An 18,026-nucleotide genomic window follows, 5' to 3' on the forward strand; every position below is an offset into this window, starting at 1 on the left:
GAAAAAGTCTCAAATGCTGGGGAAGAGGAAGGCAAAAGCGATGCGGCGGCGCCAAGAAGGCGTCAGAGGTTCTTCGATCACACCAAGCCGCTCATAGGCGTGGATGAAACGGTCGGGCGCGGTGAGAATTCCGACGTGCTTGGCGATGGCATCCGTTCTCATGCGGAAGAGGACCAGTGCACCCTGCCCGGCATCCGCGACGGATAACTCGATCATCATCCGCCGCGCGCCCTCGGCCAAGACTTCGCGGGTGCCCGTCTCGCCCCAATCGCGGCTATAGGGCGGGATCGGAAAAGGCTCGTCGCCCACGACCTCGCGCCAGACGCCGCGCGCCAGCCCGAGGCAATCGCATCCGACGCCCCGGAGGCTCGCCTGATCGTGATAGGGCGTTCCAAGCCAGCCGCGCGCGGTGGCGATGATGCGGTCCGGAGCCCCATCGGTTTGCGACCGGGTCACAGCACACCGCCATCGTGGCGACCGTCCGATGAGGCATAGCGCAGAATGGTGTCCTGACCGGGAATATGCGGGAAGCCCCGGAAGTTCGCCACATTCCCGAACTTCTGGCCGCAAGTGGCGATGCGCTTGTCGCAGCCCGCCCGGATCGTGAAGCCGTCCCCCGCGCCGATGGGGCGGATCGGCGCTTCCAGCAATGTTAGCACCGCAATCCCATCGCTGCGGTCATGGGCCAGCACCTCCGCGCGGCGACCGGCATTGGGCCCGGATGTCCATGTGAGCGTGCCGAAGCGGAACCAGCCGGGTGCGAACCCACCGAGTCCGGAGGCGGTGAACGCCCGGTCGCGCAGGCTGTCGATGACGGTCCCCGCGCCGCGAAAAGCCGGATCCTCCAGATCGTGACAGCAGCGCGCATCGCCCAGCGCGGCGTCGCAGCTGGCCTGAAAGGTCCGCCCGACGGTTTGGCCGAGGAGTTGCGACATCGACCGGACCTCGGCCACAAAGGCATGGCGCCCGCGCCTTATCTGGCCGATGGCGCCGCGCCGCATCAGCACCCTTTCCGATGGCGCCTGCCAGTTGACCCGCCAGAGTTCCACTTCGGCATTGTCCCAGCGCCCGTCCAGAATATCGGCCTCGGTGATCCGGTCCGAGCGCAACGCGCCTGCCGCATCCTGCGCATCGACCGAAAGGTCCGCGCCCGACCTGATCTCGCTGGCCGTCAGCCCGCTTTCCGGTTCGAACTCCGTGCCGTCGAACATCAGCACCCGGTCGTGATCGGTGAAGCCGAAAGCTGTGCCATCGGCGCGGGTGATGCGCCAGCACCAGGCCAGTGTCGTGGTGCCGCTGTCGAGATGGGTCTGCAATGCGGGCAGGATGTTCTTCATCGCCGGATCTCCAGCAGCGGAATGGAGGTGATCGATCCCAGCCGCTCGATATCCAGCGTGACGTCCAGCACGTCGCTGTCGAAGCGGACCAGCACGTCGAATTCGAACCCGGCGGTGATGGCGATGCCGGTGGCGGGCGCGGTCTCGAAGCTGATCAGGCCTGTCTTGTGATCGACCGACCAGCCGCCAGCTTGTGGCACGCCATTCACGGCGATCTGGACGGTGCCCGCGACCGGCTTGCTGATCGTTCGCGTCCAGGACTGGCCGCCAGAGGCGTAGCGCTTTGCCAGCTGGAACGCGGTCGCGACGCCATCGCCGGTGCCGATCTGCTGATCCATCGGCGACGGAGTCTGCGACGGCAGGCAGGACCGATGATCCGCCCAGTCCTTGAACCGGAAGCCGTAAAGCCTGCCGTTCCGCGCCTCGAAAAAGGCCACCACCACCGCCAGATCGTCGGCGCGGCGGATGCCGTAGCTGACATCGTAGCGGCGGCGCGAATTGGCCCAGCTGGCATTGCGCTCCTCGTCGCCGCTTGCCAGTTCGACGATCTGGGTGCGCCGTTCCGGTCCGCCCCGCGCGCCGCGGCTGATCGTGTCCGGAAACCGGACTTCGTGGAATGCCATGTTCTGATCTCTTTCTTACAATCCGCGCCGGCCGAGCGAGACGGCACGGGCGATATCGGCGGCGATCTGGGTGCGGGACTGCCGGAAGCTCTCGGCGTCGCGCGCATGGATGTTGACTGTGACGCCCTTGCCGTGATCCTGCGCCTCGCGGCGCGAGAGCACACGCTCGCCGCGCTGGAGGATCGCGGGCACCTCGTCATGGCGCAGCCCGACCATGCCGCCAGCATGCATGCGTGGCGCGCCCGCAAAGGCGAGTGCCGGAACCATGCGGCCAGCACCTGTGGCACCGACCATTCCGCCCGTATGCATGATGCTGGCGAAAATCCCGCCCGCGCCGCCCAGCGCACTCGAAAGCGCATTGGCAATCGGCCCGAGCAGGAAACGCCGCGCGGCCAGCTTCGAGAGATCGGCCAGCAGCGAGGTCACCAGATCGCGGAAATCGAGTTCGCCGGTCTTCACGAATTCCCCAACGGCGTTCTCGGCGCTCTGGAATGCGCCCACCAGCGCCTGTCCGATATCGGCGCCGATATCCTTTGCCTTCTTCGCGTAGTCCGACAGCGCCTCTGTCACGGCCTTCCAGCCGGTCGCCGTGGCCTCGGTCGCGGGCTTGGCCTCTTCCGCCGCTTCCTTGCCAGCGGCCCCGGCATCCTTTGCCGCTGCGCCCGCGCCGCTGGCAGCCGTTTCGACCCCGCCCAGCGCATCCTCGTAATGCCCGGCGGCTTCCGTCGCCACGTCCAGCGCCGCGCCACCGGCATCATCCTCGCCGCCCGACATCGCGGCACGCAGCGCATCCATCGCCCGACCGACGCCATCGAAGGCCGAGGCTCGGCTGGAACTGGCACGGTCGCGATAGCGCCCCGCCATATGCGCCGAATTGCTGGCCGCATGTTCCAGCATCGAGGCACGGCCTAGCGCCTCGAACACGTCGATGCGGGTATCGGAGCCGATTTCTTCGGCCACCTTGTTGAAGGTGGGCGCGATCATCCCCAGAAAATCCGCCCATTTCCCGGCGAGGAAGGCCATCAGCCGGGTCCAGATCGCTTCGATCTCGGATTGCATGGCCCGGAAATCATCGGCGAAGGACATGACCGTGACCTTGATCCCCTCCCAGACGGCCTTGGCCACATCGCCCATCAGCGCCATGGCATTGCCAAAGCCGCCCGCGCCGTTGACCAGCTTCGTGAACTGATAGACCAGTTCCCCGGCGCCGACGATCAATGCGCCGATGCCGGTGCGGATCAGCGCCCCGCGCAGCACCACCAGTGCTGTGGCGAGGCCCCGGACGGAGAGTGCCGCTGCCGCCAGCCCTGCGACCCAGCGGCCGGCCATGAAACCCGCGAAGCTGGCCGCATAGGTGGACAGACGTCCGATCTGGTCGAAGATCCCGGAGATCGCCATGCCGAGCGGGCCGGTGCGGCTGGCCAGCGCCGCCATTGCGTCGGCGACGGCTTCCAACGCAGGTGCGGCGGCCACCGCCAGCTGGTTCGACAACCCGCGCCAGACCAGGCCCAGCCGCGAGATGGCGTCATTCGTGCGCTCGATCCGGTCGGCATCCTGCTCGGAAACCACGACCCCGAAAGCCCGGACATCCTCAGTCGCCTGCCGCAAACTGGCGGTGTCAATGCGCGACATGGCGATGGAGCCTTCTTCGCCAAACAACTGCCCCGCCACGGCTGCACGTTGCGCGACCGGCACGAACTCGGCAATGGCGGCATTGATCGCGCCGACGCGCTGATCCAGCGGAAGGGCCAGCAGGTCAGCGCCCGTCAGACCCAGCCGCGCCAGCGCGTCCGCCGCCGGACCTCCGCCCGCTGCCGCCTGGCTCAGCCGCCGGGTCAGATCCTTGGTTGCCTGTTCGATCCCGGACATCGACACACCTGCCAGTTCTCCTGCCCGCTCCAGCGTCTGGATCGAGGCGACTGTGGTGCGGAGGGATTGCGCGAGCTTGGCCTGCGCATCCACCGTCTGGAGTCCGGCCCGGACCATGGCGATCCCGGCCGCAGTGGCGGCGGCGACCGCAGCGGCTGCTGCCACACCGACTTTGCGGGTGAACCCGGCCATACGGGCATTCGCCGCCTCCATATCGCGTGAGAGCCGCCCGAAGCCGCGCGATCCGGCCTCGCCGACACCTTCCAGCTCGGCGCGCACCTGTCGTCCGCCCACTGCCGCAAGGCGGACGCTGACGCGTTTTTCTGCCATCTCATCGTTCCATCTGTTCGTTCATCTTGCGCACCATCACCGCCTCGATGATGGGCAGCAGTTCGGCGGCTGCCGGGGCTGGAATGCCCAGCGCCGCTGCCAGCCCCAGCGCCGCGTTCAGATCCCAGCCGACCACTGCGCCCGGCAGCACCCGCAGCTGACCGCCAAGCCGCCCGACCAGATCCCAGATCTGCCAGCCCTCGAAGGTCAGCGGCTGGTTCAGCCGCGACGGGCAGTCTTCGCAGCTTTGCGTGCAGGCCGCGCAGTAGCTGTCGCCCCCGCCGAAAGACCATTCGGCGAGGGCGCGGAGACGTTTTTTTCCTGTTCCAGCAGCAGACCCTTCGAGACATAGACCAGCTGGAAAGCCTCGAAGATCGGCCAGATATCCAGAAGCGCGTCGATGGCATCCGGGCTGGGGGCAATGGCATTCCCCTCGGCGTCGCCGACACCCTCCCAGTCCAGCACCGCGCGCCGGGCCAGCGCCTTGGCGAAGATCAGGGCGCGGGTCTCGTCGATGGTCCCGTCCGGCACTGCTTCGACATCCGGATCGCTACGGGTGGCGACCATCAGCGCGGTGGTCAGCGGGCGCAGCTGCACGCGGACGCCGGGCGCCAGCGCGTGCCAGCGCGGTTCGTTGGTCAGGTCGAGTGTCAGCATCAGTATTCCTCGCGGTCGTTGATCAGGGTGGCGGTGCACATGCGGCCCAGCGCACTGTCGCGCGCGGCCTGCCAGTCGAAGGTTGCCTGCACGCCCTGCGGACCGGAAATCTCGATCCGGGGGCGGGGCAGATAGACAGCATGCACGGTGAAGCTGAAGCTCTCTCCCGAGGGCAGGGCATAGGAGAAATCCAACTCGCAGGGTTCGCCATTGATGGCTTGGCTCACCAGCGTGCTGTCCGAGAACCGGACCTCAATCGAGCCGGTCAGGGCCGCAATGGACGGATCGGCACCATCGATGCGGCCATCGGCGCGGATGGTCTCGATCCGGTCGAGATTGTTGGCATAGCTGATCTGGGCCGAGACAACATTGCCCAATGCCGCGCCGTTGCGGGTGATCGCGCCGTTGAAATGGCCGAAGCGCTTCAGGTCGATGGGGGTAGGGGTTCCGGCATTGCTGACGGTCCCGACCGTCTCGCCCTGCGCGACCAGGCGCGTGGTCGCGGTCAGAAGACCGGAGCGCTGCATCTGCCAGCTAAGCTGGTCCAGCACGCAGCCCGAATAGATCGCATAGCGCGGCACCTCGGGCATGCCGGTCTCGATGGTAAGGCTGGGAAGCGTCCAGGCGCCCGAGCGGAACTCATGCGTCCAGGGCCCGGTGCCGGTGGTGACCGGGTCTCCAAACGCCGCCTTCAGCCAGAAGCCGAACGCTTCGGCATCGATCGGCAGGACGACATCGCCGTCGGCCGTCACCGCATCCTTGATCGGCGGCAGCGGATCGCGGTCATAGCCCAGCAGTTCGGAATTCAGCAGCGGTTGCTCCGCGCCGAGCGTGGTGCTGGCAAACGGCATTTTGGTAAAGCCGCCAATCGGCGGCGTGCCATAGACGGTCTCGAACGCAAGCGCCATCTGCGCCCGCGCCCCCTGGGCTCGTGCCATGAAATGTCCTTTCGGTCGGTGTCAGGTTAAGGTGATTTGCGGCGCGCGGTTGCGGGTCCGGGCGCTGCGCCGCAGAATGGGCCGGTGGTGGGATACGGTTTGTGAGAGGTGCGATGGTGGTGTTGGGATTGCTTCGAGGCGCAGGTTGGTTGTTTGGAAAGCGGGCGCCCCTCGCGGTCATAGTGGCCATGGTTCTGACGGGATGTGTGCCGTCCGAGGTTGCGGCACCCGCGACGCCATCACGGTTCGATTTTGCCGGGCAGGTGACCCGGGTTGTCGATGGCGACACCTTCTGGATCAACGGGCAACGCACCCGCATCCGGGTCTGGGGGCTCGACGCACCGGAGATCGGCCGGGCGGGCGGGTCGACCGCGACGGCGCAACTGGCGGGCCTCGTCTCCGGGCGGTCTGTTCAGTGCCGGATGCGCGATGTCGACCGCTACGGGCGCATCGTCGGGCAATGCTGGTTGCCGGACGGTCGCGACATCGCGGCGACGATGATCGCCAGTGGCACCGCGCGGGAATATTGCCGTTTCTCGGGCAACTATTACGGCACCTGCTGAGCGCCGTTCACGCCAACGGGTCTGCGGTCGTGTAGTGTAGCATCACAGGAATCACCGCTGCCTTCAGGCTCGCCGCGCCCTCGACAGGAAGATCGACCGGTCGGGGCGCTTCAGCCTCGACCCAGTCGCAGAGCCCGCCCAGCGTCCGGTCGGCGGCGATTGCCGCGCCGATGCTGGCGCAGAGGGCGTCGAAAGCGGCATCACGGCCGGTGCCCTGAACCATCGCCTCGATCTCGGTGCGGTGCTGATAGTGATAGCTCAGAGGGGACAGTGTCACCTCGGGCTCGCCCGGATCACCATCGCGCAGGATCAGAAGGCCATCAGCCGGGAGGCGTTCGGGTAGGACATCGCCGCGCAGGGCGGTGGCGGGAAGCGCCGAGAGCCGCGCGTGCAGCGCGGCGAGGATGGTTTCGCGTGGGGTGGGCATGTATTATCTCTTGGCATGCATTCTGCGGAGGTGATTCATGGATGTTTCAGTAGTCATAGTTGAGCAACTCGACTTGGGAGGCGAGCTTCGTTCCTTCCAGATGAAGGCAGGCTCTGGTGACCACGTTACCGTGGCATTCGCAGATGAGTATGACGAGCCTCGATCTGGACCATTTCATTTTTTGGATAGGAAGCAGGAAAGAGCATTTTCGGAAGGCTTCGCTGAATGCTCAGCGCGAAAACTAACCGCCAGCCGCTACAGGGTCACAGAGCGAGGGTACGAGTTTAATACTTCGTGGCGCGGAGTTCTGACCGAACGAGGTCGACTAAGTTATTACGCAGTTTCACTTCCAGAGCATGCTATCCCTGTAAGTGTCCGCTTCTTCGATCTTAGATCCGGACGAGAATACCAAAAATCAGTGAACAGAGATGATCAGCGGAAACGTTTTGTGCTCTACCTCGAGTGCAGGTCATCGCATGGATCGTTCGATTTCGGTCTTGAAGTTCGTTTTGTAGTATCCGCAGAAGATTTTTATGCAGCTCAATACGTGGACGAAAGTACAACGGGCTACGGCGCACACCCTGATGCCTATGAATACCTGCTGAGAGACGGCCAACAACACGTTGTCCAACAATTCTTCATGGAGTCAATGAACATGGGCGATCATTACCAAACGGGCCAGGCGGGCGCTGTTGGACCGAATTCGCGCGCTGAGAACAACACCTTCCAGCAAATATGGAACCAAAGGTCATCCGATGTAGACCTGCCGCAATTAGCTGAAGAATTGCGGCAGCTCAGGATGGCCCTTAAGGCGGAAGGCACAACAATCGAGCACGATAAAGCAATAGCTTCGGTCGCAGCAGCAGAAGAAGCCGCTCAGAAGAATGACGGGGCTGGCGCGTTGCGACACCTGCAGGCTGCTGGCAAATGGACCCTTGATGTTGCAACGAAGATTGGCACGTCGGTCGCGGCCAAAGCGATTACAAGCGCGATGGGCATCTAGTGAAGCCGCCCCTCCACCCACTTCCCGACGATCCTCCCCGGCACCCCATCCGCCGCCTTTTCCGCCTCCCTTGCCAGATCCATCCGCTTTGGCAGCCTGACCTGCGGCACCAGCAGGAAGATCGGCACGGTGGCACGTCCGCGCCCGGTCTTCGATCTGGATGCCACCGCGCGACCTTTCGTGTTCAGCCGCCCCTCGGCAACCAACAGGCTCGGCCCGCGCCTGCGATAGACAAAGCGCAGCGGCAACCCGGTGCGACGCTCCCATTCGCCGGGGGTGATGCGCCCGCCGCGCAGGGATTTCCCGGCGGCTTCGGTCGGAATCGCCAGCCAGAACCCATCGCGCGAGCGGATCAGCGGCCCGGCATTATGGGCGCTGATGATCACCGGGGCCTTCGACCAGACCAGCGCCGTCGCGTTCAGGCTCTCTCCGGCCTTCGGATAGATGGCGTTGCGGATCGAATTCGCCAGCCGCCGTCCCAGTCCTGCCCCGGTGATCTGCCCGCGCCATGCAGTTTTCAGGCCTGTGCCTGCCTCGCGCATGGCCCCGGTCACGGCCCTTTCGCCCGCCCTGATCTCGGCCTGCATCATGGCGACCAGATCGGGATCGATATCGAGTTTCAGCTTCATGCAGGCACCAGTTCCACGGTCCAGATCAGCCGGTCCCGGTCCCGGACCGGCTCGCCCTGAATGGCGAAGCTCTCCGCGCCGATGACGATCAGATCGCCGGGCCGGGGATCGGGGAGATCGCTGACCCGGATATCGGCAGTCAGGGTTTCTGAGAGGATCCGCGCCGATCCGAACTCGGCGATCCGATCCGGCGCGCGGCGGATGAGCCGGATCGGGCGTTCTTCGCTGGTCCCGGCTGCCATCCAGACGGCGGAGGTGCTCATGTCCGGATGGCCGAAGATGCGATCCATTGCGGCGCTGAAGGCGTTCATGATCGGTCAGTTCGATGTGTGCAGCCGGATCGCCAGCCGGGGCCGCTTGTTGACCGGCAGGATCGAGGCTTCGGTCATCAGATCGATCCAGCGGCCCTTAGGGTCGAGATGCTGGCGGGCATAGAGCGGCAGACCGATGGTATTGGCGGTTTCCAGCAGGTTGGCCGGACCGCCATAGGTGGTAAACGTGTCCATGGTGCCGGTCGGGAAGGCGATGCCTTCGTTTGCCGGAACCAGCCGCTCGGCGGCTTTCGTGGAAAGCGTCACAGCACCCGCATATTCCTCGAACAAAATCCCCGCGAAGGGGAAGTTGCGCCGCACATCCTGCCGGAGCGGCTGGGCCCCGGTCGCGGCATAGAACTTGTAGGCCTCCTCCGTCTTCGGATGCGCGATCAGCTTGTCGAAGAACTCGCGGCTGACGAGCGCGTGGACACCCGACATGCTTTCGCCCAGCAGACTGTCCTCGACGGCGCGCAGCACCTCGCGGACCTTGCCCTGAACGTTCGTGCCAGCGGTGCCCAGCACGAAGTCGACGCTGATCTGCGCGATGCCGAATTCGGTGAAGTAATTGTAGAGGGTGGTGCCCGCTCCGTCCTTTACGATGCCGCGCAGGGCGTTCATCTCCATATATTCGCGGGTCTGGGCATGCTTGCGGCGCATCAGCGTCAGCTTGCGGGTCATCACCGCGACCAGCGGATCGGCTTCGTCGCCTGCGCCGATGGCCGGTACGCCCTGTATATCGGCGGGCAGAATGACGTCGTCATGCGGTATCCAGGGCAGGGCAAAACTGCGCATGGCACGGCCTTCGCGCGAGCCGACCGTGGCCGGACCGCCCAGGGGCACCGAGGGCAAGAGGTTCAGCACGCCCTCGATCTGTTCGATGATGACGCTGCGCTGCGAGACGCCCTCGAAGCGGAAGAGGCCGAGTTCGCCGAGACGGGTGTAAAGGTTCGGCAGGATATTGATGGCCTGGGTCATCTCGGCCAGCGAATAGCCGCCGGAATCGAAGGGATTGCGGATAATGGTCATGGGGAAGCCTTGTCGGGAAGGAGGATAAGAAAGAAGGCGCCGCAGCCGCAGCCGCAGCCGCAGCCGCAGCCGCAGCCGGTCAGGCGCTGTCGCGGATGACGATGCCCAGCGCGGTCAGCTCGGTCTGCTTCAGGGCGATCTTGGCCGCGTCGTCGACGCTGCCATCGTAGAAGAGCGCGTCACGCGACAGGATCGCCGGTCCACGGGCAAGCAGAATGCCGGTGGCATCCGCAAGGCGCGTGTCGACCGGATAGAGCAGAATGCCGAGGGCGGTTTCTGCGCCATCGCTGCCGCCATGACTGGCGAAGGTGTATTGGCCGCTGACGGTAATGCGACCGAGAACCGCGCCAGCCGGGTATTCGGTGCCTGCGGCGAGAGTGACGGTCTCGCGGGTATAATTGGGGTTCAGCTCATATTTGAGCGCATCGCCCATGCTGGGCGGTTGGGTCAAGACGGGCATCTTGGTCTCCGGAAGGTGTCAGGCTGTCAGCGGCTGGCGCTGTCGGCGGATTTGCGGGCCGCAGCGACGAGCGGGCTCGGCTTGTTCGTGGGCGCGGGTGCGCTGGCCAGAATGCCGCTGGCATCGCTCTTGGCCGCGAGGCTGTCGAGGATCTGGCCGCGCAGGGCGTCTGGGTTCACCCCGCGCCGGACGGCATCGGCGGCGTCCAGGGTGACGCCGAGCTGTGCCGCCTGGGCGCAGATCGACGCCACTTCGGCGGCTTCAGCGCGGATGGCGTCGGCATCGGTCGGAGCGGCAGCCGGTGCGGTGCCGGGCGTGGACGGTTCCGCTGCCGGTTGCTCTTCCGTCGGCGCGGCGGTTGCACCGGGCACTGCCGCTTGCGGGTCTTGCTGGTCCGGTGTCCGGGCATCTTCATCCGTCTGATTGCTCATGATCATCTCCTTTTGGTTTCGGGGTGGTGAAAGGGTCTGGCGCGTCGGCGTTTGGCCGATCCGGACAGCCGGGCGGCTGAGACTGTCGGCAAAGGCGCGAAAGGCGGCGCGGGGATCGGCGACGGCATCGGCGAGACCGGCTTTGAGCGCCGCAGCGCCCCGGAAGATGGCAGCTTCGGTGGCCAGTGCCGCATCTTTGCCGAGCTTTGTCCCGCGCCCGGCGGCGACGGTCTCGGCGAAGAGGATGCGCAGATCCTCCAGCTCGGCCTGCAGCCGGTCGCGGATGCCATCAGGCAGGGCGGCATAGGGATTGGCATCGGCTTTTCTGGCCCCGGCATGGATCAGCGTTACTGCAACGCCTTTCTGGGCCAGCATGCCGGACATGTCGGTATGCATGGTGATGACGCCGATGCTGCCCGCCGCCCCAGTGCGGGGCAGGGTGATGCGGGTCGCCTGCGAGGCCAGCGCGTAGCCTGCCGAGAGCGCATGTTCGGCGAGAAAGGCGTGCACCGGTTTTTTGGTCCGCGCCGCGCGGATGCGGTCGGCCAGATCGAAGGCCCCGGCGACCTCGCCGCCAAAGCTGTCGATCTCCAGCGCGATACCGCGAATGGCCGGGTCATGGACCGCCGCATCGATCTGGGCGGCCAGCCCCTCATAGGAGGTCAGCCCGGAGCTCTGACCGATCCAGGCGCCGCGATGGACCAGCGTTCCGGCAATGGCGATGACCGCAACGCCGTCGACGACGGGGAAGGGTGCATCTGCATCGCTGCCATGGCGCTGGGCGAGATCGCCGCCGATCAGCGAGGCGCAGGCGATTTGCCGCGCCGCTGTCTGATCGGGTTCGGCGACCGTCATGCCGTCAAAGCGAATTTCCTGCCCGGTGATGCGGGGTCCGAGGCTAGAGAGAAAGGCCAGCGCCTTGGCGGGGGCAATCATCAGCGGGGTGTCGAAGGCGCGCTGGGCGATCTGGGCATGATGCATCAGCGGTCCTCCCCGGGATTGGCATCGTCATCGTCGGTGTCATCATCAGGGTCGGTGGCGCCGTCTTCGTCATCGTCCTTGCCGTCGCTGGTGTCGCGGCCATCACCAGCCGCCTCGCCCTTCGGCCCTTGCGCGGGCGATCCGGGGCGGCGGAAGTCGAGGCCCAGCGCTGCTTCGCGCTTGCGTTCCGCTGCGATCTCGCGGTCGACCTGTTCGGCGTCATATCCGCGCTCGGAGATCGCTTGGCTGCGGGATTTGAGGCCCGCCTCGATCTGCAGGATCTCGGCCGAGGCATCCTTCATCGGATCGACCCAGTCCCAGCGCGTCGGCAGCCAGCTGACGGACTGGTATGCCCGCCGGTCGCGATCATAGCCGGGAAAGTCGATGGCACCGGACAGCACGGCCAGATCCATCCAGCGCTGCCAGACTGGTCGGCAGAGCTGATGCACGATGACGCTGTGCTGGATCGCCGAGACCCGGCGGCGGAAATCCAGCAATGCCACGCGCGTGTTGGAAAAGTTGCCGCGTGCGGCATCGCCGGTCAGGTATGGGTAGGGGATGCCCAGCGCGGCGGCGATCTGCAGCAGCGTCCGGTACTGGAAGGGCTCATAGGTCGATCCGGAATCCGGCGTCGCGGGGGTCGAGACATCCTCGCCCGGATCCAGACGCACGACCTGACCGGGTTCGACTTCCAGATCCTCATCTGCCGGTTCCAGTGGCGTTTCCGGGGCGGGCGAGGTGATGAACATGGCAAACATCGCCGCCGTCTTCTTCCGCTCCAGCTCGGCATCGTCATAGAGATCGAGGGTGAAGAGTTTCACGATGGCAGGCGCGAAGCGCGACACCCCGCGCAGCTGTCCGGCTTCGACCGGGTCAAGGACGTGAATGATCTCGCTGGCGGGCACGCGGACCGTCTCGCCCACCAGCCCCGGATCGGTAATGTCGCCCGGATGACGGCGGAGAAGGTGGTAGGCCACGCGCCGCCCGATGCCGTCGAATTGGATGCCCTGGCGGATCGCCCCGCCGCCCGGCAGTTCGCGGTTCAGGTCTATCGGCAGCATCTCCGAGGGCAGCATCTGCAGCTGCAGCGGTACCGACAGACCGTCGTCCGGTCTGCGCGGGCGTAGCCGCAGAAACACCTCGCCTGCCAGAAACAGTTCTCGCGCGGCGCGGCGCTGCAATCCGTAGAAATCGGTCAGCCCCTCGGCATCGGCCTCGTCGGTCCAGCGGAGCCAGAGTGTCTGCAGCGCCTCTTTCTGCGCGGCATCGGCGATGGAGGACGACGGTTTGATCCCGTCGCCGACCACATTGCTGGCGTAAGCCTCGACCGCCCCGCTGGCATAACCGTTGTTCCGCGCCAGCCAGCGGGCGCGGGCCGTGATGGTCTCGCCTGCACCCGCGATCAGCGTGTTCACATGGGCGCGGCTGGCGCGGAACCCGCGCAGGCGTCGGTGTGACTGCGCCGCATCGAACCCGCCGATGATCGCGCCGAGACGCTGGCGGATACCGTCAAACGTCATGGATTAAAGCCCCTTCGTGGCGACAGTGCCCCAGCGCCGACGGCGGTTGGTGCCAGCGGCGCGGGCAATCCGGGCTTCCAGATCGGCGATGGCGGATGCCAGTTCGGCATCGGATCCATAGGTCAGGGTCTTGCCGTCATAGCTGACGCTGCGCAGCCCGCTGAACCTGGCTTCCTGCAGGGCTGATAGCAGCGCCCGCATCCGGTCGATGTCCATCTCTCACCTCATGAAACGCGGTGTGTAAGTCTGCCGCTTGCGGCGCGGTGTGGTTGGCGGGGCGCCCGCCTGACGGGCAGGCGGGCCATTTGTCGGCACGGACGGGTCATCGGCCTTCGCAGCCGTGCCACCCGCATCCGCTACTGGCGGTGCCACCCCGGCTTGTTCCTCCAGCTGCCGCCACATCCGCTCGTCCCAGCGATCCGCACCCATGATCCAGGCGGCGGCGCGGGCATAGACGCGGGTATCCAGCGCCTCGTTCCGTTCGCGCAGCTTTTGCCATTCCTGCCTTGCATAGCCGCGCTTGTTCCTGACCGTGACCAACTGCTCGGCGACCAGCTGTTTCAGCCATTCGCTGTCGGCCCAGTCCGGCAGATGGATCATCCCCGGCGGATCGGGCTGGCCCGCCGCACGTTCTTCGTCCGTGGGCCGTTCCAGCCGCAGAAATCGATAGGTCTCGATCTTGAAAGTGGCGGTGGCCACCGACCAGAGCCGGGCGCCGCGCCGCAGGCGTTTGCCGCCCACGGTCGCATCGACGAAGGTCGGCCCGGAAACCGGCGTCGCACGGTTGAAGCCCTCAAACCCCTTGACCGGCACGACCTGTTCGAACCCCTGTGCCCTCGCCCAGGCATAGACTGCCGCCGCCTCATAGCCGGTATCGATGGCCAATTTGGCAATCGGCATCACCGCGCCATTGGCATGCTGCCATGTGCGGGTCAGAAGCTTCGTCAGTTCGGCCCATGCCGCCGGGCTGTCCGGACCGCCGGGGATGACGATGTGATCGACGAGCCAGCTCTGCAGTCCTCGCCCCCAGGCCCAGATATCGACCTCGAACCGGTCTTTCTGGATATCGGCCCCGGCGGTCAGGAACAGACCGCCTTCGGGGATCTGCGCCGCGAACACTTCCCGCCGGTCGGCCAGCCGCTGCCATTCCGGTGCCTCGCCGCGTTCGACCCAGGTCTCGCCCAAGAGCGTGTTGCGCGCCGCGCGCAGCATCTCGTCATTGCCCTGTGCCGCCAGCCATTCCCGCGCGATCTGTTCCCAGCTCTTCCAGCCGATGGGCGAATAAAGCGCCGAAAGGTGATAGCCGACATGATGCGGATCGGCGGCGACTGCTGTTGCCCGCCATTCGCCTGCCTCCAGCATCGCCGTCTTGTGATGCTCGGCGATCAGCGCCTCGCAGCTGTTGCAGGCATAGGCGGCGGTCTCCGGCCGACCCTTCTCCCAGCGCAGCCGTTCGAATTCCAGCCATTGCATCGCCCCGCAATGCGGGCAGGGCACGAAATAGCGCCGCTGGTCCGAGGCCTCGAATTCCTGCTCGATCCGGCTCAGCCCCCGGATCGTCGGGGTCGAGACCAGGAACACCTTGCGGCGATGGGCGAAAGTGGTGCTGCGGGCCTCGGCCAGCGTCACCGGATCGCCCTCTTCGTCGGCCGAGGGCGGATAGGCGTCGATCTCGTCCAGAAACAGATAGCGCGCGGGCATCGACCGCAGGCCTGTCGCGCTGTTGGCCCCGGTCAGCACCAGAATGCCGCCCGGGAATTCCTTGGACAGCATCGAATTCCCGGCATCGCGCGACCGCGCCGGGCTGACCCGTTCCCTGAGCGCAGGCGAATCCGAAATCAGCGGATCGAGGCGACCGCGCGAGGCACGCTTGGCCATCTCGACCGTCGGCAGCACCGCCAGCATCGGTCCCGGCGCATGATGGATGACAAAGCCGATCCAGTTGTTGCCCGCTTCCGTGGCGCCCACCTGCGCGGCCTTCATGAAGCTGATCCGCTGTGCCGGATGACCGGGCGAGAGCGCGTCCATGATCTCGCGCAGATAGGGGGTGCGGGCGGTGCGATAGCGCCCGGGCTCGGCAGCAGCGCGCGATGACAGCCAACGGTGTTTATCTGCCCATTCGGACACCGTCAGATCGGGATCGGGCCGGATGCCGCGCGACCAGGCGCGCAGAACATCCTCGGCGCCGTCGAAACTCAGGTCGGGGCTGTGATCATCGCTCCCATCCTCGTCATTCAAGAGAAACCTTGAGCTCGGCGAGGGCGGTGAGCTGGTCTCGGACATGGGCTTCCAGCACCCTCTGCAGCACCCCGGTACCGATGCTGATCGCTTCTCCGGTGGTCTTTTCCATCTCGGCCGACAATTCCGCCGCCATGATCGCGGCGACACGGGCGGGCCATGTCACCCAGGCATCGCGTTCCTGCCGGGCGAGGCGAAACACCAGCGTTTCGGCCCGGGCCCGGTCGACTAGCACACCCTTCTTCTTCTGGATGGCGATCTGGCGTTCCTGTGCCTGATAGACCGTCAGCGCTGTCCGGGCCTTCAGATAGGAGGAACTGTCGCCCGGGCCGGAGATTGACGGGGCGGCGAGACTGTCGGCGGGGCGGGTCGGTCTGTCCGGCACCGCCGCCTGCCGCGCCGTGCCAGCCTTGGACCGGTTCTGCTGGTCGGGATCGGTGGTGGCCGCGCGCCGGGCGTCCGACGCCGCCGCATCGATGGAGCCATCGGCGAACAAGACCAGCCTGCCGCTTTTCCGCGCCTTCTGGATCGCTCCGCGCGACAGCCCGGCATGGGCGGCAAAGGCCCGCTCGCTCATGCCCTGCATGACAGACCCGTCCGAAGATGATGGTGATGTGCATCAGAAAGCACTGTTATTGCTCCGAATTCTCTACACTTCAGGACGCCCCGGAGCGATGCTGCATCAACGAAACGCTGCACCGGAGACCGACATGACCCGCCAGACCGCCCGCACCAATGACGCCGCCCTTGCCGCCTTCATCGCGAAGAAAGCGGAAATCGACGCCATGCTGGCCCGGTTGCAGACCTTCAGCGAGGACCACTTCGGCGCCGATCCACAGCGGGTGAACTGGGGTCACGTCGGAAGCCTCGAATATCAGGCCCACCTGCTGAAGCAGATCAGCGATTTTGCCTTCGGTGAGGGCGAACACGCCGCCTGACGCCACTGCGGATATCGACCGCTGAACCCCGCCGGTAGCGGGGCCCGGCTCCGTAGAAGCCGACCGCGACCTGCGGCGGCGATGCACGGAGCCCGTCATGACGAAAATGACCGACACCCAGACCCTGATCCTGACCCGGGCCAGCGCACGGCCGGGAAATCTCGCCCTGCCGCTGCCCGAGGGGTTGCACGGCGCGGCGGCGAAGATGGCCGTCGGCCGGATGATCAAGCTCGGCTGGATCGAAGAGGTCGAGGCCAATCTCCGGCGCGACGAGCCCCTCTGGCGCGAGACCGGTGACGGGCACGGCACGACGCTGATCGCCACCGAGGCCGGGCTGGACGCCATCGGCATCGAACCGGTGGTGGTCAGGACCATGGCGGGATTGCGGGACGCCAAGCCCGAAGCCATCGCCGCTGCCCAGCGCCCCGGCACGAAACAGGCGCAGTTGATCGCTATGCTGCAGCGCCCTGAAGGCGCGAGTATCGCCGAGATCGCCGAGGCGACGGGGTGGCAGCACCACTCGATTCGCGGTGCCATCTCCGGATCGCTGAAGAAGAAGCTGGGCCTAACCGTGACCTCCGAGAAACTCGCCGAACGGGGTCGGGTCTATAAGCTGAGTTCTTCCTGATCCGGCGCCGCGTCATCCATCCTCCAGCAGCTGATACGCCAGAGTTCTGAGCGCATGCGCGGCAACCAGCGGGACCACGCCATTGCCACAGAGGCGGAGCCTGTCCACCCTGTTGGCCAGCCCATCAGCGCCTCGACGAATAGCGGGTTCAAGGTCCGGCGCTGATCGGAGGTATCGGGACCAGCCATCTGCGTCGTGAGGACCTGGCGGCCAAGCAGGCCGTTCACCGGCGTGTTCGCCAGCGTCGTCGCCCCGTCCTTGTGATCGCGCGCCGTGGGCGTCATCCACATGCCCGCCGCATGGGTCAGATCGGCCGATTTGCGATTGCCCGTGCTCGGCTTGTTGCCATCCGTCGCCAGCGGGGTCGGCCATTGCGCCGCTGTTGTCGCAAGGTTCATCCCGTGCCTGCCCGCTGCCTGCGACGGCGTCGGTCTCGTCTGCCGGTTCTCGTTGGCGCTGGCCCGGGTTGTCGGCCAGAGGCGCAGCATCTCCGTCCGGTTCCCGCCACTTGAGCGGGTGCCGGAGCAGGCGCGCGGGGTCGGCCATGTCGTCGCCTTCCCGGATGGCGAGGATGAACAGGCGTTCCCGACGATGGGGCGCGCCGACTTCCGCCGCCGTAAACAATCCTGCCGCAAGGCGGTAGCCCATGCCGACCAGTCCGCTGGCGACTTCGGGGAAGCCGAGGCGGAGATGATGGGCGACGTTTTCAAGGAAGACGAAGGGCGGCTCGACCTCGCCGATGATGCGGGCGACATGCGGCCAGAGGTGGCGCGGATCCTCGGCACCCCTTCGCTTGCCCGCCACGCTGAACGGCTGGCACGGATAGCCCGCAGAGACGATATCCACCGCGCCGCGCCAAGGCTTGCCGTCGAATGTGGCAATGTCGTCCCAGATAACAGCCTGATCCAGGGCCGCGTCCGCCATCCGCGCCACGAGAGTGGCCGCAGCATATGTTTCCCGCTCGACATGGCCCACAGCTCGGTATCCGGGCAGGGCAAGGGTGAGGCCGAGATCGATCCCGCCCGCGCCTGAACAGAGGGAAAGCCCGAAGAGGCAGGTGTCGTCGGCCCCGGAACAGCGTCCGAGGGCAGGTAAAGCCAGGTCATTCATGGTC

Annotated in this window: 22 protein-coding genes and 1 pseudogene; 4 read left to right on the forward strand and 19 right to left on the reverse strand. The window is 66.1% G+C overall.

The genetic code is table 11. From position 1 onward, the window contains the following. Window positions 1–9 precede the first annotated feature (9 nt). The 7 genes from H4P12_RS17100 to H4P12_RS17130 all read right to left on the reverse strand — a co-directional run bounded on the left by H4P12_RS17100 (window position 10) and on the right by H4P12_RS17130 (window position 5,754). Window positions 10–456 carry an NlpC/P60 family protein gene (locus tag H4P12_RS17100; protein WP_166331093.1) on the reverse strand — a complete coding sequence of 149 codons (447 nt, stop codon included), beginning with the start codon at window positions 454–456 and terminating at the stop codon, window positions 10–12. Next, entirely contained in the window at window positions 453–1,337 is an 885-nt protein-coding gene (locus H4P12_RS17105) for a DUF2163 domain-containing protein (protein WP_166331095.1), read from the reverse strand. The genes H4P12_RS17100 and H4P12_RS17105 overlap by 4 nt, the downstream gene beginning before the upstream one ends. Beyond that, a complete protein-coding gene (locus H4P12_RS17110; protein WP_166331097.1) occupies window positions 1,334–1,960 on the reverse strand; it encodes a DUF2460 domain-containing protein in 627 nt (208 codons plus the stop codon). The genes H4P12_RS17105 and H4P12_RS17110 overlap by 4 nt, the downstream gene beginning before the upstream one ends. A gap of 15 nt (window positions 1,961–1,975) precedes the next feature. After that, the gene (locus H4P12_RS17115; RefSeq protein WP_166331099.1) at window positions 1,976–4,159 is read right to left on the reverse strand and encodes a phage tail tape measure C-terminal domain-containing protein; all 2,184 of its coding nucleotides are present in this window, start codon (window positions 4,157–4,159) and stop codon (window positions 1,976–1,978) included. A 1-nt stretch (window position 4,160) separates the two neighbouring features. After that, window positions 4,161–4,310 (reverse strand): DUF7697 family protein, encoded by a 150-nt coding sequence (locus H4P12_RS17120; RefSeq protein WP_235931379.1) that lies wholly within the window; start codon window positions 4,308–4,310, stop codon window positions 4,161–4,163. Window positions 4,311–4,378: 68 nt separating this feature from the next. Then, entirely contained in the window at window positions 4,379–4,816 is a 438-nt protein-coding gene (locus H4P12_RS17125) for a hypothetical protein (RefSeq protein ID WP_166331101.1), read from the reverse strand. Continuing rightward, complete coding sequence (locus H4P12_RS17130; protein WP_166331103.1) at window positions 4,816–5,754, reverse strand: phage tail tube protein; 939 nt, start codon at window positions 5,752–5,754, stop codon at window positions 4,816–4,818. The genes H4P12_RS17125 and H4P12_RS17130 overlap by 1 nt, the downstream gene beginning before the upstream one ends. Window positions 5,755–5,942: 188 nt before the next feature. Between H4P12_RS17130 and H4P12_RS17135 the strand changes: the two genes are divergently transcribed. After that, the gene (locus tag H4P12_RS17135) at window positions 5,943–6,317 is read left to right on the forward strand and encodes a thermonuclease family protein (protein ID WP_166331105.1); all 375 of its coding nucleotides are present in this window, start codon (window positions 5,943–5,945) and stop codon (window positions 6,315–6,317) included. A 7-nt stretch (window positions 6,318–6,324) separates the two neighbouring features. Here the strand turns inward: H4P12_RS17135 and H4P12_RS17140 are convergent, their stop codons facing one another. Then, window positions 6,325–6,744, reverse strand: coding sequence for an acyl-CoA transferase (locus tag H4P12_RS17140; RefSeq protein WP_166331107.1), 420 nt, complete (start codon window positions 6,742–6,744; stop codon window positions 6,325–6,327). 37 nt (window positions 6,745–6,781) lie between these two features. On the opposite strand from H4P12_RS17140, the gene H4P12_RS17145 reads away from it, so the two are divergent. Then, window positions 6,782–7,747, forward strand: a complete 966-nt coding sequence (locus H4P12_RS17145) for a hypothetical protein (RefSeq protein WP_166331109.1) — start codon at window positions 6,782–6,784, stop codon at window positions 7,745–7,747. On the opposite strand, the gene H4P12_RS17150 is transcribed toward H4P12_RS17145, so the two are convergent. The 9 genes from H4P12_RS17150 to H4P12_RS17190 form a co-directional block, all read right to left on the reverse strand. Further along, window positions 7,744–8,376: a DUF6441 family protein gene (locus tag H4P12_RS17150; RefSeq protein WP_166331111.1), complete on the reverse strand. Its 633-nt coding sequence runs from the start codon at window positions 8,374–8,376 to the stop codon at window positions 7,744–7,746. The two genes, H4P12_RS17145 and H4P12_RS17150, sit on opposite strands and share 4 nt — an antisense overlap. Next, window positions 8,373–8,687, reverse strand: coding sequence for a head-tail joining protein (locus tag H4P12_RS17155; protein WP_166331113.1), 315 nt, complete (start codon window positions 8,685–8,687; stop codon window positions 8,373–8,375). The genes H4P12_RS17150 and H4P12_RS17155 overlap by 4 nt, the downstream gene beginning before the upstream one ends. 6 nt (window positions 8,688–8,693) lie before the next feature. Next, on the reverse strand, window positions 8,694–9,716 hold the full coding sequence (locus tag H4P12_RS17160; RefSeq protein ID WP_166331115.1) for a major capsid protein: 1,023 nt from the start codon (window positions 9,714–9,716) through the stop codon (window positions 8,694–8,696). A 79-nt stretch (window positions 9,717–9,795) separates the two neighbouring features. Further along, a complete protein-coding gene (locus tag H4P12_RS17165; protein WP_166331117.1) occupies window positions 9,796–10,176 on the reverse strand; it encodes a head decoration protein in 381 nt (126 codons plus the stop codon). A 26-nt stretch (window positions 10,177–10,202) separates the two neighbouring features. Further along, window positions 10,203–11,588 (reverse strand): S49 family peptidase, encoded by a 1,386-nt coding sequence (locus H4P12_RS17170; protein WP_166331119.1) that lies wholly within the window; start codon window positions 11,586–11,588, stop codon window positions 10,203–10,205. Beyond that, window positions 11,588–13,108 (reverse strand): phage portal protein, encoded by a 1,521-nt coding sequence (locus H4P12_RS17175; RefSeq protein WP_166331121.1) that lies wholly within the window; start codon window positions 13,106–13,108, stop codon window positions 11,588–11,590. Before H4P12_RS17175 ends, H4P12_RS17170 begins: the two co-directional genes overlap by 1 nt. Before the next feature lie 3 nt (window positions 13,109–13,111). Then, on the reverse strand, window positions 13,112–13,324 hold the full coding sequence (locus H4P12_RS17180; protein ID WP_166331123.1) for a phage head-tail joining protein: 213 nt from the start codon (window positions 13,322–13,324) through the stop codon (window positions 13,112–13,114). Window positions 13,325–13,327: 3 nt separating this feature from the next. Further along, on the reverse strand, window positions 13,328–15,391 hold the full coding sequence (locus H4P12_RS17185) for a phage terminase large subunit family protein (protein WP_166331125.1): 2,064 nt from the start codon (window positions 15,389–15,391) through the stop codon (window positions 13,328–13,330). Then, window positions 15,339–15,932, reverse strand: coding sequence for a hypothetical protein (locus tag H4P12_RS17190; protein WP_166331127.1), 594 nt, complete (start codon window positions 15,930–15,932; stop codon window positions 15,339–15,341). The genes H4P12_RS17185 and H4P12_RS17190 overlap by 53 nt, the downstream gene beginning before the upstream one ends. Window positions 15,933–16,056: 124 nt before the next feature. Here H4P12_RS17190 and H4P12_RS17195 point away from each other — a divergent pair, with 124 nt between their 5' ends. Beyond that, a complete protein-coding gene (locus tag H4P12_RS17195; protein WP_187794880.1) occupies window positions 16,057–16,284 on the forward strand; it encodes a hypothetical protein in 228 nt (75 codons plus the stop codon). 97 nt (window positions 16,285–16,381) lie between these two features. Next, window positions 16,382–16,912, forward strand: coding sequence for a DUF3489 domain-containing protein (locus H4P12_RS17200; RefSeq protein ID WP_166331129.1), 531 nt, complete (start codon window positions 16,382–16,384; stop codon window positions 16,910–16,912). On the opposite strand, the gene H4P12_RS18895 is transcribed toward H4P12_RS17200, so the two are convergent. After that, window positions 16,891–17,310, reverse strand: coding sequence for a hypothetical protein (locus H4P12_RS18895; protein WP_246449359.1), 420 nt, complete (start codon window positions 17,308–17,310; stop codon window positions 16,891–16,893). The two genes, H4P12_RS17200 and H4P12_RS18895, sit on opposite strands and share 22 nt — an antisense overlap. A gap of 202 nt (window positions 17,311–17,512) precedes the next feature. Continuing rightward, window positions 17,513–18,022: pseudogene (locus H4P12_RS18900) on the reverse strand (DNA cytosine methyltransferase); the annotation flags it as partial. Between the last annotated feature and the right edge of the window lie 4 nt (window positions 18,023–18,026).

Source organism: Paracoccus amoyensis (genome assembly GCF_014490725.1).
In the GTDB taxonomy this organism is placed as follows: domain Bacteria; phylum Pseudomonadota; class Alphaproteobacteria; order Rhodobacterales; family Rhodobacteraceae; genus Paracoccus; species Paracoccus amoyensis.

Bases quoted from the DNA above. Each gene is read 5' to 3' on its own strand.
- H4P12_RS18895 (WP_246449359.1), bottom strand. From the start codon at position 17,310: ATGAACCTTGCGACAACAGCGGCGCAATGGCCGACCCCGCTGGCGACG.
- H4P12_RS17195 (WP_187794880.1), top strand. From the start codon at position 16,057: ATGACCCGCCAGACCGCCCGCACCAATGACGCCGCCCTTGCCGCCTTC.
- H4P12_RS17165 (WP_166331117.1), bottom strand. From the start codon at position 10,176: ATGCCCGTCTTGACCCAACCGCCCAGCATGGGCGATGCGCTCAAATAT.
- H4P12_RS17160 (WP_166331115.1), bottom strand. From the start codon at position 9,716: ATGACCATTATCCGCAATCCCTTCGATTCCGGCGGCTATTCGCTGGCC.
- H4P12_RS17180 (WP_166331123.1), bottom strand. From the start codon at position 13,324: ATGGACATCGACCGGATGCGGGCGCTGCTATCAGCCCTGCAGGAAGCC.
- H4P12_RS17115 (WP_166331099.1), bottom strand. From the start codon at position 4,159: ATGGCAGAAAAACGCGTCAGCGTCCGCCTTGCGGCAGTGGGCGGACGA.
- H4P12_RS17135 (WP_166331105.1), top strand. From the start codon at position 5,943: ATGGTTCTGACGGGATGTGTGCCGTCCGAGGTTGCGGCACCCGCGACG.
- H4P12_RS17145 (WP_166331109.1), top strand. From the start codon at position 6,782: ATGGATGTTTCAGTAGTCATAGTTGAGCAACTCGACTTGGGAGGCGAG.
- H4P12_RS17175 (WP_166331121.1), bottom strand. From the start codon at position 13,108: ATGACGTTTGACGGTATCCGCCAGCGTCTCGGCGCGATCATCGGCGGG.
- H4P12_RS17110 (WP_166331097.1), bottom strand. From the start codon at position 1,960: ATGGCATTCCACGAAGTCCGGTTTCCGGACACGATCAGCCGCGGCGCG.
- H4P12_RS17105 (WP_166331095.1), bottom strand. From the start codon at position 1,337: ATGAAGAACATCCTGCCCGCATTGCAGACCCATCTCGACAGCGGCACC.
- H4P12_RS17185 (WP_166331125.1), bottom strand. From the start codon at position 15,391: ATGTCCGAGACCAGCTCACCGCCCTCGCCGAGCTCAAGGTTTCTCTTG.
- H4P12_RS17140 (WP_166331107.1), bottom strand. From the start codon at position 6,744: ATGCCCACCCCACGCGAAACCATCCTCGCCGCGCTGCACGCGCGGCTC.
- H4P12_RS17190 (WP_166331127.1), bottom strand. From the start codon at position 15,932: ATGCAGGGCATGAGCGAGCGGGCCTTTGCCGCCCATGCCGGGCTGTCG.
- H4P12_RS17155 (WP_166331113.1), bottom strand. From the start codon at position 8,687: ATGAACGCCTTCAGCGCCGCAATGGATCGCATCTTCGGCCATCCGGAC.
- H4P12_RS17125 (WP_166331101.1), bottom strand. From the start codon at position 4,816: ATGCTGACACTCGACCTGACCAACGAACCGCGCTGGCACGCGCTGGCG.
- H4P12_RS17200 (WP_166331129.1), top strand. From the start codon at position 16,382: ATGACGAAAATGACCGACACCCAGACCCTGATCCTGACCCGGGCCAGC.
- H4P12_RS17130 (WP_166331103.1), bottom strand. From the start codon at position 5,754: ATGGCACGAGCCCAGGGGGCGCGGGCGCAGATGGCGCTTGCGTTCGAG.
- H4P12_RS17170 (WP_166331119.1), bottom strand. From the start codon at position 11,588: ATGCATCATGCCCAGATCGCCCAGCGCGCCTTCGACACCCCGCTGATG.
- H4P12_RS17150 (WP_166331111.1), bottom strand. From the start codon at position 8,376: ATGAAGCTGAAACTCGATATCGATCCCGATCTGGTCGCCATGATGCAG.